We start from the raw sequence: 14,906 nt of genomic DNA on the forward strand, positions 1-14,906 counted from the left end.
CATAAAGGAGATTTTTATTATGACAATGGAAAATCATCTCATGGAATTGCTCAGTAAAGCTTATGCTAGCTTACCTGATAGCGAACCTCTAAAAACAGACATCTTTGCACTTGCTAAAGATTTGGAAAAAAACGAACACGATCAACTAGCACGTACCAAATTAGCTCATGCCATTTCTATGTATGTGCTAACGCATAAACTCAAGACATCACCTGAAATTACAGCACTTTACAAAGAAATTGCTGATAGCCCTGAAAAATATAAAGGTTATGCCGCTACTGCTATTATGTTAGGCAGCCTCTTTCATCCATAGTCAAAAAGACTGTTTTAACGGTCTTTTTTTATGCTTTCTTCTGGTCATTTAACCAATCAAAGATATTGTGATAGGTTTGCCCTGAGACTTTAGTTGTGCTTGTGCCGCCTTTTCCTTTATTACTTGGAGAAAAGCCTGATAAGTCTTTCGCACTTTTGATAGCAGAGACATCCTGCACCCCTGACACTTGGTCTTTAAAGAAATAAATCCAAGACAAATGCCCAATGTAAGAGACACCTTGCATGTCTGTTCCCTCGACACTTTCAAAGTAAGAAAACCACTTGTTCTCAGCTCCACTATCAATCAAAGCCTTATAAATAGGCAGTGCGTAATCCTTTGGATTAACAATTGTGTCATTTGCTGCGTGAATGAACCAAATTGGAGTATCCTTGAGAGCAGCAAGCTTATCCTTATCAAAATAAACCTTATCTGTCTTAACAAATGTAGGTGTATCACTAAAAGCTATTACATAGGTGCCATCGCTATTACGCTCATATTGATAATAAGAATAAGCGGCAGCTTGTGGAACAAGGGCAGCAAAGTACCCAGGGTTACGAATCGCCAAATTCAAGGTCAAGTAACCACCATTTGAACAACCTGCTAGATAAATTCGTTTCTTATCAATAGCGGGAGTATTCGCAACATAAGTCTTAATCGTATCCATCAAAACCTCAGTATAGCATGAATCACCAGCGCCAGCACCATTTGTCCCATCACCTTCATCCATCCAATAAGTTGGAGTCTGAATAGCTAAAACATAAGCGCCTGTTTGCTTACCAGCTGTAAAATGGGATTGAATAGCGGGCTTAGCTAGAGCTACCACCTCATTTCCTAACAAGGTAATATCAGTATCTGTTCCTCCTTCTCCTTGACCGTGAAGCCAAATCAATAAAGGAAAACTTTCTTCTTGTGCTTTGGGCTCATACGATACATATTGAAGGGTGAAGTTTTCTTTTTGTTTTGTTAGAGGATTAAGATAAGTGCCAGAATAAAAACCTCGCTTACTAAAAACCTCTGTATCAGGTAAAAGACGGTTATTGATAATATCATAACTACCAGATAATTCAACTAAATCACCGTCAACCCTCACTCCTAAAGCTTTTAGAGTAACTGGATAATCTTCTACCCAAGTATTATGCAGAGTTTCTAGATTATAATAAAAAGGGCAGGCTATGGTAGCATTTTTCTGATTATCAAAGGTCACAGGCATTTGAATAACTAAATAATCACTATTACCAGTAACTTCTTGTCCTTTATTATCTGCTAAATATACTCGACTAATCTGGCGTTCTTTACCTGCAGTTGTTACTGTAAGCTTATCAGATACAACTTCTGATACTTTATGTGTTAGGTGCACAAGTAGTCTTGGGACGCCAGGCCCACATTCATAACCTTTAATAATCATTGAAACTTTAGCAATTGCCACATCTATTCTTTTTTCCATATCAAATCACTTCCTAAACCTTGAAATCATTTTCCTATAGTTTATGAATTTTTGTTTCTAATGTCAATTAAAAAAACGGGTGCAATACACCACGTCTTTTTATCATTTATCATAATTTTTTCGTCTAATTTTAAAATCGGATGACACTACTTCATCTACATCAATAATAGAGATAAAAGCATCAGGATCTAAACCAGCCATAATTGCTTTGACATCACGAACTTCACTCGGATTCAAAACAACATATAAGATATTCTTTTCATTTCCTGAGTAAGCACCTTGTCCGTTTAGGTAAGTCACACCACGATTAATTTCATTAAGAATTGCCGCTGCTGCTTCCTCTGATTTTTGCGTAATGATAATCATACCACGTACAGTGTACCCACCATTTTGCACGATTGTCAACACTTGACTATAAACAAAACTTGCTACCAAAGTATAAAGCATGTGTTGCAAGTCAATGTACACAAGAGAAGCTAAAAGAACAAGCGCATCGACAAAGAGAAGGGTTTGACCCAATTTAAAGCCAAATTTTTCTTCAATCACTCGACCAATGATATCTGTACCACCTGTCGTTGCCCCATATCTGAAAACAAGTCCACTGCCGGCACCAGCAAATAAACCAGCAACAACCGCAACCAACATCATATCATTTTGGAGAACAATCTTCACTGGTATCTGTTGCCAGAACCAAATAAAGAATGACAATAGAACTGTTCCATAAATAGTCAGAGCCAGCGATTTTTTACCCAAAATACGTGCCCCTAAAATAAACAAAGGAATATTTAAAATAAGGGAAGTGTAAGCAGGGTCGACACCATAAAGAGCATGGATAATCAAAGTCACCCCAGCAACACCACCTTCAGCAAGAGCGTTTGCCATATTAAATTTAACAAAGCCAAACGTATAAATCGCTACACCTAGAGCAATCAATAGTAAACTTCGAATTTGTCTAAGTTTTTGAGCCATGTTTACACCCCTTCATTATAGAAAAGCTAACCTCAAAAGACTAATCATCAGCAAAACGTCCAATAATATGAACATTTTCAGCAACCGAAACGAAAGCCTTTGGATCTGTTTTCCTCATTAAATATCTGAAATCATTGTACTCTTCTCGAGTAATAATAGCTAATAGAACTGCTTTCTTTTCGTGATTATAAGTTCCCTCAGCATCGTTTATCTGTGTCACACCACGATGAAGTTTGGTATGAATCATAGCGATAACTTTCTCAGGACAACTTGTCACAATCATTGCTTGCATTTTCTTTTGTTTGGTGAAAATAGCATTTGTCACTCGGCTAGAGACGAAAATCGTCACCATTGAGTAAAGGGCATACTGCCAACCGAATAAAATTCCGGCAAATACCATAATAACACCGTTTACCATGAGAGAAATGCTTCCAACATCACGACCTGTTTTCTTGCGAATGGTCAGACTGACGATATCAGTACCACCACTAGAAATACGAGATTTCAAACTAAATCCAACCCCAGTACCCATAACCAAACCACCAAAAATAGCATTGACAAGTGGATCAGTTGTTAGCGTAATTTCTGGAACAATTTGGATGAAGAATGAACTCATGGAAACTGTAATCAGGGTAAAAACGGTAAATTTATGGCCAATTTTATACCAAGCCAAGATTAATAGCGGCAAGTTAATGGCATAAAAAACGATAGAAATCGGCAATCTAAAGCCAATCAAACGCTCGCTAATCGCTGACAAAACCTGTGCCAAACCTGTTGCACCACTTGAATAGACGTGACCTGGTTGGAAGAAGAAATTCACCGCGATAGCAGAAAGCAAGCCATAAAAAAGAGAAGCGGAAATTTTTTCCGCGTACTTCTCTCTTGAAATGCTTTGCATTGTCTTTAACAGACCATATCTTTCTGCCCAACGGCTAACAATAAACTTTGTTTTCTTTTTCAAAGATGTTTTCTTAATCATTGTTTCCGATTGCTAAAGCCAATTCATCTAATTGTTTATCTGAAACAAGACTTGGTGCTTGTGTCATTGGGTCAGTTGCTTTGTTATTTTTAGGGAAAGCAATAACTTCACGAATGTTATCTTCACCAGCAAGAAGCATAACGAAGCGGTCAAGACCGATAGCAAGTCCACCGTGTGGTGGGAAACCATAGTTCATAGCTTCTAGCAAGAAACCAAATTGGTCATTTGCTTCTTCAGCTGTAAAGCCAAGAGCTTTGAACATACGTTCTTGCAATTCACGTTGGTTAATACGAAGACTACCACCACCAAGTTCATAACCATTAAGAACGATATCGTATGCAACGGCACGAACTTTAGCAAGGTCACCTTCTAATTCGTGAGCTGATTCTTCAGTTGGCAATGTAAATGGGTGGTGAGCTGACATGTAACGTCCTTCTTCTTCAGACCATTCAAACATTGGCCAATCAACAACCCAAAGGAAGTTGAATTTAGAGTTGTCAACCATATCAAGTTCTTTAGCGATACGAGTACGAAGGGCACCAAGTGTATTGTTAGCAACTTCAAATGTATCAGCTACAAAGAGAACCAAATCGTTATCTTCAAGTTGTAAACTTGCTGTCAACTCATCTTCAATAGTTGTCAAGAATTTAGCAACAGGTCCGTTTAGAGAACCATCTGTGAATTTAACCCAAGCAAGACCTTTAGCACCGAATTGTTTTGCGAATTCAGTTAATTTATCAATGTTTTTACGTGAGTATTTATCAGCGTTACCTTTAACAACAATTGCTTTTACGACTGGAGCTTGTGAGAAGACTTTGAAGTCAACATCCTTGACAAGCTCTGTCAAGTCTTGTAAAAGCATTTCAAAACGTGTATCAGGTTTATCTGAACCGTAATTGTTCATCGCATCGTCATAAGACATACGTGGGAAGGGCAATGTAACGTCGATTCCTTTAGTATCTTTCATGACTTTTGCAATCATTCCTTCAGTGATATCTTGGATATCTTTATCTGACAAGAATGATGTTTCCATATCGACCTGTGTAAATTCAGGTTGACGGTCACCACGCAAGTCTTCGTCACGGAAACATTTAACAATTTGATAGTAGCGGTCAAAACCAGCATTCATCAACAATTGTTTTGTGATTTGTGGACTTTGTGGCAAAGCATAGAAATGACCTTGGTTAACACGACTTGGTACCAAGTAGTCACGTGCACCTTCTGGAGTTGATTTTGTCAACATTGGTGTTTCAACATCGATAAATTCAAGACCATCCAAGTAGTTACGGATTGAGTGAGTAACTTTTGCACGCAATTTAAAGTTGTTAAGCATTTTTGGACGACGAAGATCCAAGTAACGGTAACGAAGACGGTTATCATCACTGACTTCAACATCATCTTTGATTTCAAATGGTGTTGTTTTAGCTGTATTCAAGATTGTCAAAGCAGTTACTTTCAACTCAACTTCACCAGTTGGCAAGTTTTTGTTTGCTTGTTCACGTTGTGCAACTTCACCAGTAACTTCGATAACGAATTCGTTACGAAGTTTTTCTGCTGTCGCCATAACATCACTTGAAACTTTTTCTGGATTAATGACTAGTTGCATAATTCCTTCACGGTCACGAAGATCGATGAAGATAAGTCCACCTAGGTCACGACGACGTCCGACCCAACCTTTTAAGGTAATTTCTTGACCAATGTGTTCGCTGCGAACACGACCAGCATACATTGTACGTTTCATTTGATACGATTCTCCGTTTAAAATTTATTCATTCTTATCTATTATAGCAAAAAGCAAAGAAAAACCCCACCCATGTGGCGGAGTTTTTCGAATTCTTTTCTCATTAAGCCTTTTCATTAGCATGGCATCCATAACGCCTTGAATTTTAGCTATTCTTAGCTTAGTTTTGCCAAGATTTCACCGAAGTTTGACTCGATTTCAGCAAAGCTTGCTGAAACCTCTTCACGAGTTTTGTTATTTTTCACAGTTACTTGACCAGCTTCAATTTCACTTTCACCTAATGTGATAATTGTTTTGGCGTTGAAAGCATCAGCTGATTTGAATTGAGCTTTGATTTTACGTCCAAGGTAATCGCGTTCAGCTGAGAAACCTTGGTTACGGATTGCTTGAACAAGCCCAAGAGCTTTAATGTTAGCACCTTGACCCAAAACAGCAATGTATGTGTCCATTTCTTTTTCAACTGGCAACTCGATACCTTGTTTTTCCAAGATAAGAAGTAAACGTTCAATACCAAGTCCAAAACCAAATCCTGGTGTTTCTGGTCCATCAAAGTATTCAACAAGGCTGTCGTAGCGACCACCAGCACAAATTGTCAAATCTGATTTATCAACTGTTGTGATGAATTCAAAGATTGTGTGGTTATAGTAATCAAGTCCACGAACCATGTTTGTATCGATAACATATGGAATGTTAAGCGTATCAAGCATTTCACGCACAGCATCAAAATGAGCTTGACTTTCTTCATCGAGGTAATCAAGAATTGAAGGTGCATTTTCAACAGCTACTTTATCTTCTTTTTCTTTTGAGTCAAGAACACGAAGTGGGTTTTCATCCAAACGACGTTGGCTATCTGCTGACAATTTGTCACGCATTGGTGTCAAATAATCAATCAAAGCTTGACGGTAAGCCGCGCGGCTAGCAGCACTTCCTAGAGTGTTCAAGTGAAGTGTCACATCTTTGATTCCCAATGTTTGGAACAATTGGTAAGCCATAGCGATTGTTTCAACGTCTGTCGCTGGATTTGCTGAACCAAAGCACTCAACACCAACTTGGTGGAATTCACGTAAACGACCAGCTTGTGGACGTTCGTAACGGAACATTGAGCCAATGTAGTACATTTTAACTGGTTTTTGAACTTCTGGTGCAAATAATTTATTTTCCACAAAAGAACGAACCACTGGCGCTGTTCCTTCTGGACGCAAAGTGATATGACGATCACCTTTATCATGGAAATCATACATTTCTTTTGTTACGATATCAGTTGTGTCACCGACAGAACGGCTGATAACTTCGTAATGTTCGAACATTGGTGTACGAATTTCGCTGTAGTTATATTTCTTAAAAGTTTCACGCGCAACGGCTTCGACATATTGCCATTTAGCACTTTCGCTAGGTAAAATATCTTGTGTTCCTTTAGGTTTTTGTAATTTCATAAATAAGATATACCGGCACCAAATTTTTGCAAATTCAGCCCATTAATTCCTTTCTACTATTGTAGCTATTCAATCACTCTTTATTTTATCATAAAAAGGGCAGCTAAAGAAGAAGGGACTATTTATTTTTCGTATTTTATTAAACCCAAACTCGCCTGAAAACGTTAAATTACCAACTTTTTCAATTTTTTTGTCAAGTAACTTTACTTTACAAAAAAGATATGTTATTATGTTAAAGTTGATTCAAAATCAAGAACAAATTAAAAATATTATCGGAGGAAATAAAACATGGCAGTACCTGCACGTCACACTTCAAAAGCGAAGAAAAACAAACGTCGTACACACTACAAATTGACTGCTCCATCAGTTAAATTTGACGAAACTACTGGAGATTACTCACGTTCTCACCGTGTATCACTTAAAGGATACTACAAAGGACGTAAAATCGCTAAAGCAGCTAAATAATTAGAAGGGAGATACCATGCGCGTAAATATTACACTTGAACACAAAGAATCTGGTGAACGCTTGTACCTTACTTCAAAAAACAAACGTAACACTCCAGACCGTCTTCAATTGAAAAAATACTCACCAAAATTGCGTAAACACGTAATCTTTACTGAAGTTAAGTAAGGGGTTCACTACACGTCATTAGACGTCAAAACATTGATTTTAAGCGATTTTTGATTTTTTGAAACTCATTATATCGCACTACAAATCAATACAAACTCTACCTTTTACTCTACCTTTTTTAGATAAATATATCATCTGGATATTGAAGTTAAGCCCTGCTATCATTTCGATGGCAGGGCTTTTTAATATTTGGTACACTAACTTCTTATCTATATTTTGGTGGATTTTAAGTTGACATCTACAAAGTTTAATGTTAGAATACATTCAAAAATATATTTGAATGAGGTGTTTTATGATTCAAAATGTTGTTACTTCAATAATCCTGTATTCTGGGACAGCCGTAGACTTACTTATTATCCTAATGTTATTTTTTGCCAAAAGAAAAAGCAGAAAAGACATCATTAACATCTATTTAGGACAATTTCTAGGTTCTGTTAGTCTAATATTGCTAAGTTTGCTTTTTGCATTTGTCTTAAATTATATTCCTAGTAAAGAGATTTTAGGTTTACTCGGTTTGATTCCAATTTTCCTAGGCCTCAAAGTTTTGCTTTTAGGAGATTCTGATGGAGAAGCTATTGCAAAAGATGGTTTGCGAAAAGACAATAAAAACCTGATCTTTCTAGTCGCTATGATTACTTTTGCAAGTTGTGGCGCTGACAATATTGGTGTCTTTGTCCCATATTTTACCACCTTAAATTTAGCGAATTTGATAGTGACTTTACTTACTTTTCTAGTCATGATTTATCTCTTGGTTTTTTCTGCCCAAAAATTGGCACAAGTCCCTTCTATTGGAGAAACTTTGGAAAAATATAGCAGATGGTTTATTGCCGTTGTCTATTTAGGATTGGGGATGTATATCCTGATTGAAAACAACAGCTTTGACATGCTATGGGCTGTGTTAGGCTAGGAGAAAAAATTATGAAAAAAGATAGTATCTGTCAAGTGGATGTTATTAATCAACAAAATGTTACAACCGCAACGAACTACCTTGAAAAGGAAAAAGTCCAAAAATCACTTCGCATTTTATCAAAATTTACCGATAATAAACAGATAAATATCATCTTTTATCTCCTTGCCGTCGAAGAACTCTGTGTCTGCGATATAGCCTGTTTACTAAATCTCAGTATGGCATCTGCCTCCCATCATCTTCGCAAACTAGCCAATCAAAACATCTTGGACACTAGAAGAGAGGGGAAAATTATATATTATTTTATAAAAGATGAGGAAATCAGAGATTTTTTTAATCAACTAGGATAACAATCGCTCTATTCCAGTTCCTTTGTCTATACTTGAAGAACTTCGAGATTTTCACAATGAAATGAACGAGTATCTTAAATTACACAATAGACCTGAAACAAAACTGATTTTCCCAACAATATACGGAAACTATATGTGTGATAGAAACGAGCGAACAACTCTCAAGAATAGATTAGCAGGGCTAGGATTACCAGATTATGGTTTCCATTTATTCCGACACACTCATGCTTCAATGTTGCTTAATGCTGGCACAAATTGGAAAGAGCTTCAAGTGAGAATGGGACATAAATCAATTTCAACCACAATGGATACTTACGCTGAATTAGCACCTCAACGAAAGTTAGAAGCTGTTGGTATTTATCTTGATAAAATTGCTGAACTAACGCAATAACTACTCTACCATTCACTCTACCTTTTACTAAGGAACATTACAAAAACGTTGATATATAAACGTTTCTAACAGCTAAAATAGAAAATACTTAACCTTTACTGAGGTGAAATAGGGATTCAATACGAATCAATACAAAAGAAAAACGCTGATTTCAAGCGTTTTTTCTTTTTGTAAAATGCAGTATATTACACTGTATTTCAATTCAATCTCTACCTTTTTCTCTACCTTTTTAAATTAAAGGTTATGACTCCTTATTCATTATATAACATCAATAAACAAGTCTTCCCATTGAGCAATAGATGTTGGAAGAATCGACTTATTGTTATTAGTACCTTTTAGAACGAAATCTCATAAACACAAAAAGCATCTCGTATAATAAATTCGAAATGCCTTGAATATTTTATTTAGCCAACTATTTGGCTCAGTAAAATATTTAAAGTATTTTTCATTCTAAGAATTATTGTAGTGAAGATGATTTCTTAATTCTGTAATCTCTTTGTTTCTATATTACTATTTTTTTCATCAAACTTATTTTCAAAAAACCATTTATATGCTCTTTCTGAAATCATTTTTGTTTCTAAATAGTCTAAACCGCCACCGACTACAGCTCCTACACCTGGAACTAATTTCCCTAAATTAACAATCCCTTTATTTCCAAATTTAGTAATTAATCTGAAACCGATTTTCTTATTAATCGAAATAAGTACTTTCTCAGGGATTTTCTCCACCATCTTTATTGCTACTTTTTCTCCTAGCTTAATTCCAGCCTTCTTTAATATCTGATTGACTGCAACACCAGCTAAACAAGCATAAACTAATGTCTGGGGTTGATTGCTTTTTAAATCATACCCAGCCATATATGCACAACAAGCTATCATACGCATCTGCACATATAATACATTCGCAATATTGGCAGGTACTGCAACTGGCAAAGTAATAATACCTCCTAATCCACTAACAACTCCTGACGTGGTACATTTTATCATTTGTTTGTTTAACATTTCTTTGCAAGCTTTTTCTTTGGAATCATATTTACTTAAATAATCATCTGCAAAACTATCGATTGGCTTACTAACCATAGAAACGCCATTTAATACGTACCAATCCTTATCCAAATTCAACAATTTCTTCATTATTTACCATAATTTTAATCCTAAGTATAAATTCTGATTTTTTTATATTTTCGAATATTGTACCACTTTTCTCTTATAGAGATACATTTATATTAAATATGATAAAATATTCTTTGTTAGAGGGGATATAAAATAAAAAAACTGTTTACACATTTCAATTATACATTTTATTTCTACTCTCGTCACTCTCACTTCTTAGGGAGTTTTTTTTAACATTTTAATTGGCTAAAAATCTTATGGTCATACTAACACAATCAAAGGTTTTATTGATGAATCATTCAATTATAAGAATGGTCTAATAATAACAACTATATATGTAGAGTATTAACGAAACTGTTCAAAAAACTACAAGAATCATAGCATAAAATACTTGCAAATCTATGCAATCGTTTACAAAAACGGCTAACGGTTTTTACTCTTCTTTTGTAAACGGAAACATTTTAATTGACTTATCATTTTGAATAAATTATACTGTTATTAACAAGTATATACTGACATTAATCTTATGATTATTAAGATTAATATAAAAATATTTTAGCTAAAATGTAACTCTTTAGATTGTTTGATTTTCCAAATAATCTAACATTCCTCAATTTAGAAAGGGGGAGACATTATGCTTTGGGCTATTATCGTAGGAGGCCTTATAGGTTTTATTGCTGGTGGAATCACTAAAAAGGGAGGCTACATGGGAATAATCGCTAATATCATTGCAGGTTTAGTCGGTTCATCTGTTGGTCAATTACTTTTCGGTGCATGGGGACCTAGTCTAGCTGGAATGGCATTAATTCCATCAATCTTAGGAGCAGTCATTGTTGTTGCAGTAGTATCATTTTTCCTAGGGAAAAATGAATGAACTTGAATCTTTTTGACAGGAATAGATTAAAGTTCAAATTCTGTTGATGAAAGGATTCGATATGTCAAAAACCAAAAAAATACTTTACCTTATTTTATGTATTTTAATCTTGACAATTTTGATTCCTATTTTGCTAGATTATCATAAAGTCAGTGGCTTAGGACTTCATTTAGTTGATTGGAAACAAATTTCCTTTTTAGACTTTTATCTTTCAAGATATATTTTCTGGGGTACTCTAGTACTTTCAGCTGTAGTGTTATTTCTAATGCTTGTTACACTCTTTTATCCTAAACAATATTTAGAGATTCAATTACCTGATGTTGATGGTGAACTAAAATTAAAAAATTCAGCTATTGAAGGATTTGTGCGTTGTGTGGTTGCTAATCACAATTTTATAAAGGATCCTACTATTAAGGTAAACAGTCGTAAGAATAAATGTTTAGTTCACGTAGAAGGACAAATGCTTCCATCGGACAACATTATTAAACGAACTCAAATAATTAAAGATGAGATTGCTAATGGATTGACACAGTTTTTTGGAATGAATCATCGTGTAAAATTGTATATTTCTGTAAAAGAATACAAGCCAAAACCACCACGTAAAAAAACTGTTAGTCGTGTAAAGTAAGGAAGTAAAAAATGGAATGGTTAAAAAAATACCAATATCCATTTCTTTTCGGATTGGCAGGTGTTATCTTAGCTTGCTTCATCCTATCCTATGGTTTTTTTAAGACTTTATTTGTCTTGATTTGTGCCACTCTAGGAGTTGGAATTGGATATTATATTCAACAAAAACAATTATTTAAATAGTAAAGGAAATGCATATGTCAAAAGTAGAAAAAAAAGTAGAAGAAATAAAAGGCGAATTGACCTACGAAGATAAAGTCATTCAAAAAATTATTGGCCTTTCTTTAGAAAATATTCCAGGTTTGCTGGCTATTGATGGAGGCTTTTTCTCAAACCTAAGTGAAAAACTTGTCAACACTGATAACGTTGCAAGCGGAGTCAATGTGGAAGTTGGTAAAGAGCAAGTTGCTGTTGATTTGAACGTAATTGTCGAATATCAAAAGAATGTTCCTGAACTATACAAGAAAATCAAAGAGGTTGTTGTTTCAGAAATTTCTAAGATGACTGATTTGGAGGTAGTTGAAGTTAATGTAGATGTTGTTGATATCAAGACTAAAGAGCAACATGAAGCAGACTCAGTAAGCCTACAAGACCGAGTAACTGGAGTTGTTCAATCAACAAGTGAATTTACTTCCGATAAGTTTGGAAGCGCAAAACAGGGATTGAGTGATGGCTTCTCAGCTGTAAAGGAAAAAGTTAGTGAAGGTGTTGAAACTGTCTCTGAAGCGACAGCTAAAGCAGAACCAAGAGTTCACTAAATTCTTTTATGCCTAAAAAATTTAAATGAATTATTTAAAAACGTTCATTTTCAATAATCTGATTTTCCAATGGAGGATAACACCATGTCAGTAGAAGAAAAATTTAATCAAGCTAAAGGCACTATTAAAGAAGGTGTCGGAAAAGTAACTGATGATAAAAAAACTGAAAAAGAAGGAGCTGCTGAAAAAGTAGTTTCAAAAGTTAAAGAAGTTGCCGAAGATGCCAAAGAGGCTATTGAAGGGGGTATTGAAGGCGTTAAAAATATGGTTAAAAAGGACGATAAATAATTCTAAAATCGATTGATTTTTCACTTAAAACATGGAAATTACTCTACAAGAAATTTAAGGTTGTTTTACTCCTAACTACTCACTTTTAAAACAACACCAAAATCTATGACGAATTCCTAACATTACAATATTACTCAGGTGAAAAATCAGCTTTCTTTAGTTTAATTTGAGATCCTTTCTAACCTCATATGTATATTCCTTTTGATAGTAATAGCACTCTAAAATCTGTAGTTTTGTTTAAACTATAGAAGTGTACTGACCCCCAAAAGTTGGACACTTAATTATGATAAGGATTTAGTTCTGTATTGCACAGGACTGAGTCCTTTTAATTTTGCCTTGATACGTTTATTGTTGTAATAAAAAATATAATCTGTAATGGCTTGTTCCAGCTTGTCAACCGACTTAAGAGTCTTTTCATAACCGTAAAACATCTCAGATTTTAAGATGCCAAAGAAAGACTCTATCATCCCATTATCTGGGCTATTCTCTTTCATAGGCATGGACGGACGGATTCCCTTAGATGCCAAAAAATCATGATAAGACTGATGTTGATATTGCCACCCTTAATCGCTGTGAAGAATAGTCCATCTGTAAGAGTCAGCTGGAAAGGCTTTTTTAAGCATGGTTTGGACCTGTTTTAAATCAGGTGAGCGTGATAAGGTAAAGTCAATAATCTCACTATTGTAGCCATCAAGAACAGGAGATAAGTAGAGGTTCTCCTTAATGTTTGGTAGAGCGAATTCAGTGAAATCTGTATAACATTTCTCATAAGGCTTGGTCTCTTCAAACTGAAGTTGAATCAGTTTATCAGCTCTTTCCCCAATCTCTCCCTTGTAAGACGAGTATTTATGCTTACAACGAGTACGAGCAGCGAATCCCATGACTGTCATTAACTGTTGAACCTTCTTATGGTTGATAACAAATCCACGATTTCTTAGTTCTAAATGAATACGACGGTAACCATAGTTACCCTTATAGTCAACGTAAATGGTTTGAATCATCTCTTTGACTTTCTTATCTTTATTAGCTCTATTAAACTGTTTCAACTGATAATAGTTGGTAGAGCGAGCTAGCTTAGCGGTTTTCAGTAAGAGGTCTAATCGAAATCCTCCTGAGACCAGTTCTCTAACTGTCTCCACCTTTTGCGCTGTAAGGCTTCGTCCCTCAAGCGTAATTCTCTCAACTTTTTTAGATAAGCATTCTCCGTTCTAAGACGTTCAGTCTCTTCAAGAACACGCTCTAGTTCAGTCATCTCTTCCCATTTTTTCTTGGGTTTACGTCCCATCTTACTTGGCCTCCCTCTTGTTTTCTCAACAATAGTATACCTGTTTTCTTTTATTGTGCTATCCAATTTGTGAGTATAGACTGGTGGGGAAGAGCATAATCAAGCGATACAGTGAGCTGAGATTGACCTTCAATAAGAACTTTATTAATGATTTCCTGCTTTAAGTTTGGAGAATAATAGTTATTTTTACCTTTTCTAACAACCTCAACGCCATGTCTCTCCATAAGCCGTACCATGTCTTTAAGATTGGAGAGACACACACCGTACTTTCGACTAATATAAGGCTAGGAAAGGCTGTCCTGTCTTAACTGATATATTTCGAGTTTATCTTCATAACTTAATTTCATACAAAAACACCCCAATTGTTAGATTTTTTTCTGTCTAACTTTTGGGGTGCAGGTCACAATGCGATACCTTTTATTTTATTAAAATAAAAATGTTAACAAAGCTAAAATAGCTAGGCCACCTTGCTTAAGTATGATTTTTTTATCAGCGGTCAAGCTACCATAAATTGCTGCCAAAATAACGTTCAAAAGAAAAATAACCACAATACTAATATTTTCTGTAAAGATACCGTAAAGTAAAAATACCGCAATCAAACCATTATAAATTCCTTGATTTTTAAATAGACTAGTTACAGACTCACGTTGTAACTCTTCTTCTGACATGTTAAAGACACGTGCTGTCGCTTTGGACTGCGTCGCAAAAGTTTCTAAATACATGATGTAAAAATGCTCTAAGGCTACTAAAATAGCTAAAACTATTGTAATAATTGACATGTTTTTCCTCTTTTCATAAATTTAA

The 14,906-nt window shown here is 35.2% G+C and carries 18 protein-coding genes and 2 pseudogenes; 11 read left to right on the forward strand and 9 right to left on the reverse strand.

Annotation, left to right across the window (positions count from 1 at the left end):
- Positions 1 to 19 precede the first annotated feature (19 nt).
- The gene (locus HMPREF0819_RS06245) at positions 20 to 313 is read left to right on the forward strand and encodes a bacteriocin immunity protein (RefSeq protein WP_004233548.1); all 294 of its coding nucleotides are present in this window, start codon (positions 20 to 22) and stop codon (positions 311 to 313) included.
- A 28-nt stretch (positions 314 to 341) separates the two neighbouring features.
- On the opposite strand, the gene HMPREF0819_RS06250 is transcribed toward HMPREF0819_RS06245, so the two are convergent.
- The 5 genes from HMPREF0819_RS06250 to hisS all read right to left on the reverse strand — a co-directional run bounded on the left by HMPREF0819_RS06250 (position 342) and on the right by hisS (position 6,879).
- Positions 342 to 1,757, reverse strand: coding sequence for a prolyl oligopeptidase family serine peptidase (locus HMPREF0819_RS06250; protein WP_004233550.1), 1,416 nt, complete (start codon positions 1,755 to 1,757; stop codon positions 342 to 344).
- Between the two features lie 102 nt (positions 1,758 to 1,859).
- Complete coding sequence (locus HMPREF0819_RS06255; RefSeq protein ID WP_004233552.1) at positions 1,860 to 2,726, reverse strand: YitT family protein; 867 nt, start codon at positions 2,724 to 2,726, stop codon at positions 1,860 to 1,862.
- Positions 2,727 to 2,766: 40 nt separating this feature from the next.
- On the reverse strand, positions 2,767 to 3,705 hold the full coding sequence (locus tag HMPREF0819_RS06260; protein ID WP_004233554.1) for a YitT family protein: 939 nt from the start codon (positions 3,703 to 3,705) through the stop codon (positions 2,767 to 2,769).
- Complete coding sequence (gene aspS / locus HMPREF0819_RS06265; protein ID WP_004233556.1) at positions 3,698 to 5,446, reverse strand: aspartate--tRNA ligase; 1,749 nt, start codon at positions 5,444 to 5,446, stop codon at positions 3,698 to 3,700. Before aspS ends, HMPREF0819_RS06260 begins: the two co-directional genes overlap by 8 nt.
- A gap of 155 nt (positions 5,447 to 5,601) precedes the next feature.
- The gene (gene hisS / locus HMPREF0819_RS06270) at positions 5,602 to 6,879 is read right to left on the reverse strand and encodes a histidine--tRNA ligase (protein ID WP_004233557.1); all 1,278 of its coding nucleotides are present in this window, start codon (positions 6,877 to 6,879) and stop codon (positions 5,602 to 5,604) included.
- A 288-nt stretch (positions 6,880 to 7,167) separates the two neighbouring features.
- Here hisS and rpmF point away from each other — a divergent pair, with 288 nt between their 5' ends.
- Positions 7,168 to 7,344, forward strand: coding sequence for a 50S ribosomal protein L32 (gene rpmF / locus HMPREF0819_RS06275; RefSeq protein WP_003066947.1), 177 nt, complete (start codon positions 7,168 to 7,170; stop codon positions 7,342 to 7,344).
- Positions 7,345 to 7,360: 16 nt separating this feature from the next.
- Entirely contained in the window at positions 7,361 to 7,510 is a 150-nt protein-coding gene (gene rpmG, locus HMPREF0819_RS06280; protein WP_002262412.1) for a 50S ribosomal protein L33, read from the forward strand.
- Positions 7,511 to 7,588: 78 nt separating this feature from the next.
- On the opposite strand, the gene HMPREF0819_RS09510 is transcribed toward rpmG, so the two are convergent.
- Positions 7,589 to 7,774: a hypothetical protein gene (locus tag HMPREF0819_RS09510; protein ID WP_004233591.1), complete on the reverse strand. Its 186-nt coding sequence runs from the start codon at positions 7,772 to 7,774 to the stop codon at positions 7,589 to 7,591.
- Positions 7,775 to 7,802: 28 nt separating this feature from the next.
- Here HMPREF0819_RS09510 and HMPREF0819_RS06285 point away from each other — a divergent pair, with 28 nt between their 5' ends.
- The 3 genes and pseudogenes from HMPREF0819_RS06285 to HMPREF0819_RS06295 all read left to right on the forward strand — a co-directional run.
- Complete coding sequence (locus HMPREF0819_RS06285) at positions 7,803 to 8,417, forward strand: CadD family cadmium resistance transporter (RefSeq protein WP_004233592.1); 615 nt, start codon at positions 7,803 to 7,805, stop codon at positions 8,415 to 8,417.
- Positions 8,418 to 8,428: 11 nt separating this feature from the next.
- On the forward strand, positions 8,429 to 8,767 hold the full coding sequence (cadX, locus tag HMPREF0819_RS06290) for a Cd(II)/Zn(II)-sensing metalloregulatory transcriptional regulator CadX (protein WP_000711078.1): 339 nt from the start codon (positions 8,429 to 8,431) through the stop codon (positions 8,765 to 8,767).
- Position 8,768: 1 nt separating this feature from the next.
- Positions 8,769 to 9,158 (forward strand): annotated as a pseudogene (locus HMPREF0819_RS06295) (tyrosine-type recombinase/integrase); the annotation flags it as partial.
- A gap of 479 nt (positions 9,159 to 9,637) precedes the next feature.
- On the opposite strand, the gene HMPREF0819_RS06300 reads toward HMPREF0819_RS06295, so the two are convergent.
- On the reverse strand, positions 9,638 to 10,291 hold the full coding sequence (locus tag HMPREF0819_RS06300; protein ID WP_004233597.1) for an EcsC family protein: 654 nt from the start codon (positions 10,289 to 10,291) through the stop codon (positions 9,638 to 9,640).
- A gap of 613 nt (positions 10,292 to 10,904) precedes the next feature.
- Between HMPREF0819_RS06300 and HMPREF0819_RS06305 the strand changes: the two genes are divergently transcribed.
- The 5 genes from HMPREF0819_RS06305 to HMPREF0819_RS06325 all read left to right on the forward strand — a co-directional run bounded on the left by HMPREF0819_RS06305 (position 10,905) and on the right by HMPREF0819_RS06325 (position 12,817).
- Positions 10,905 to 11,144, forward strand: coding sequence for a GlsB/YeaQ/YmgE family stress response membrane protein (locus HMPREF0819_RS06305; protein WP_004233599.1), 240 nt, complete (start codon positions 10,905 to 10,907; stop codon positions 11,142 to 11,144).
- A 61-nt stretch (positions 11,145 to 11,205) separates the two neighbouring features.
- Positions 11,206 to 11,772 (forward strand): alkaline shock response membrane anchor protein AmaP, encoded by a 567-nt coding sequence (gene amaP / locus HMPREF0819_RS06310; RefSeq protein WP_044023436.1) that lies wholly within the window; start codon positions 11,206 to 11,208, stop codon positions 11,770 to 11,772.
- Positions 11,773 to 11,783: 11 nt separating this feature from the next.
- Positions 11,784 to 11,954: a DUF2273 domain-containing protein gene (locus tag HMPREF0819_RS08775; RefSeq protein ID WP_004233604.1), complete on the forward strand. Its 171-nt coding sequence runs from the start codon at positions 11,784 to 11,786 to the stop codon at positions 11,952 to 11,954.
- A gap of 14 nt (positions 11,955 to 11,968) precedes the next feature.
- Positions 11,969 to 12,529, forward strand: coding sequence for an Asp23/Gls24 family envelope stress response protein (locus tag HMPREF0819_RS06320; protein WP_044023385.1), 561 nt, complete (start codon positions 11,969 to 11,971; stop codon positions 12,527 to 12,529).
- Between the two features lie 84 nt (positions 12,530 to 12,613).
- Positions 12,614 to 12,817 (forward strand): CsbD family protein, encoded by a 204-nt coding sequence (locus HMPREF0819_RS06325; RefSeq protein ID WP_044023386.1) that lies wholly within the window; start codon positions 12,614 to 12,616, stop codon positions 12,815 to 12,817.
- Positions 12,818 to 13,098: 281 nt separating this feature from the next.
- Here the strand turns inward: HMPREF0819_RS06325 and HMPREF0819_RS08780 are convergent.
- Together HMPREF0819_RS08780 and HMPREF0819_RS06340 are read right to left on the reverse strand one after the other, a co-directional pair.
- Positions 13,099 to 14,449: pseudogene (locus HMPREF0819_RS08780) on the reverse strand (IS3 family transposase).
- A gap of 78 nt (positions 14,450 to 14,527) precedes the next feature.
- Positions 14,528 to 14,881 carry a DUF1304 domain-containing protein gene (locus tag HMPREF0819_RS06340; RefSeq protein WP_004233620.1) on the reverse strand — a complete coding sequence of 118 codons (354 nt, stop codon included), beginning with the start codon at positions 14,879 to 14,881 and terminating at the stop codon, positions 14,528 to 14,530.
- Between the last annotated feature and the right edge of the window lie 25 nt (positions 14,882 to 14,906).

The sequence above is a fragment of the Streptococcus equinus ATCC 9812 genome (genome assembly GCF_000187265.1).
Lineage (GTDB): Bacteria > Bacillota > Bacilli > Lactobacillales > Streptococcaceae > Streptococcus > Streptococcus equinus.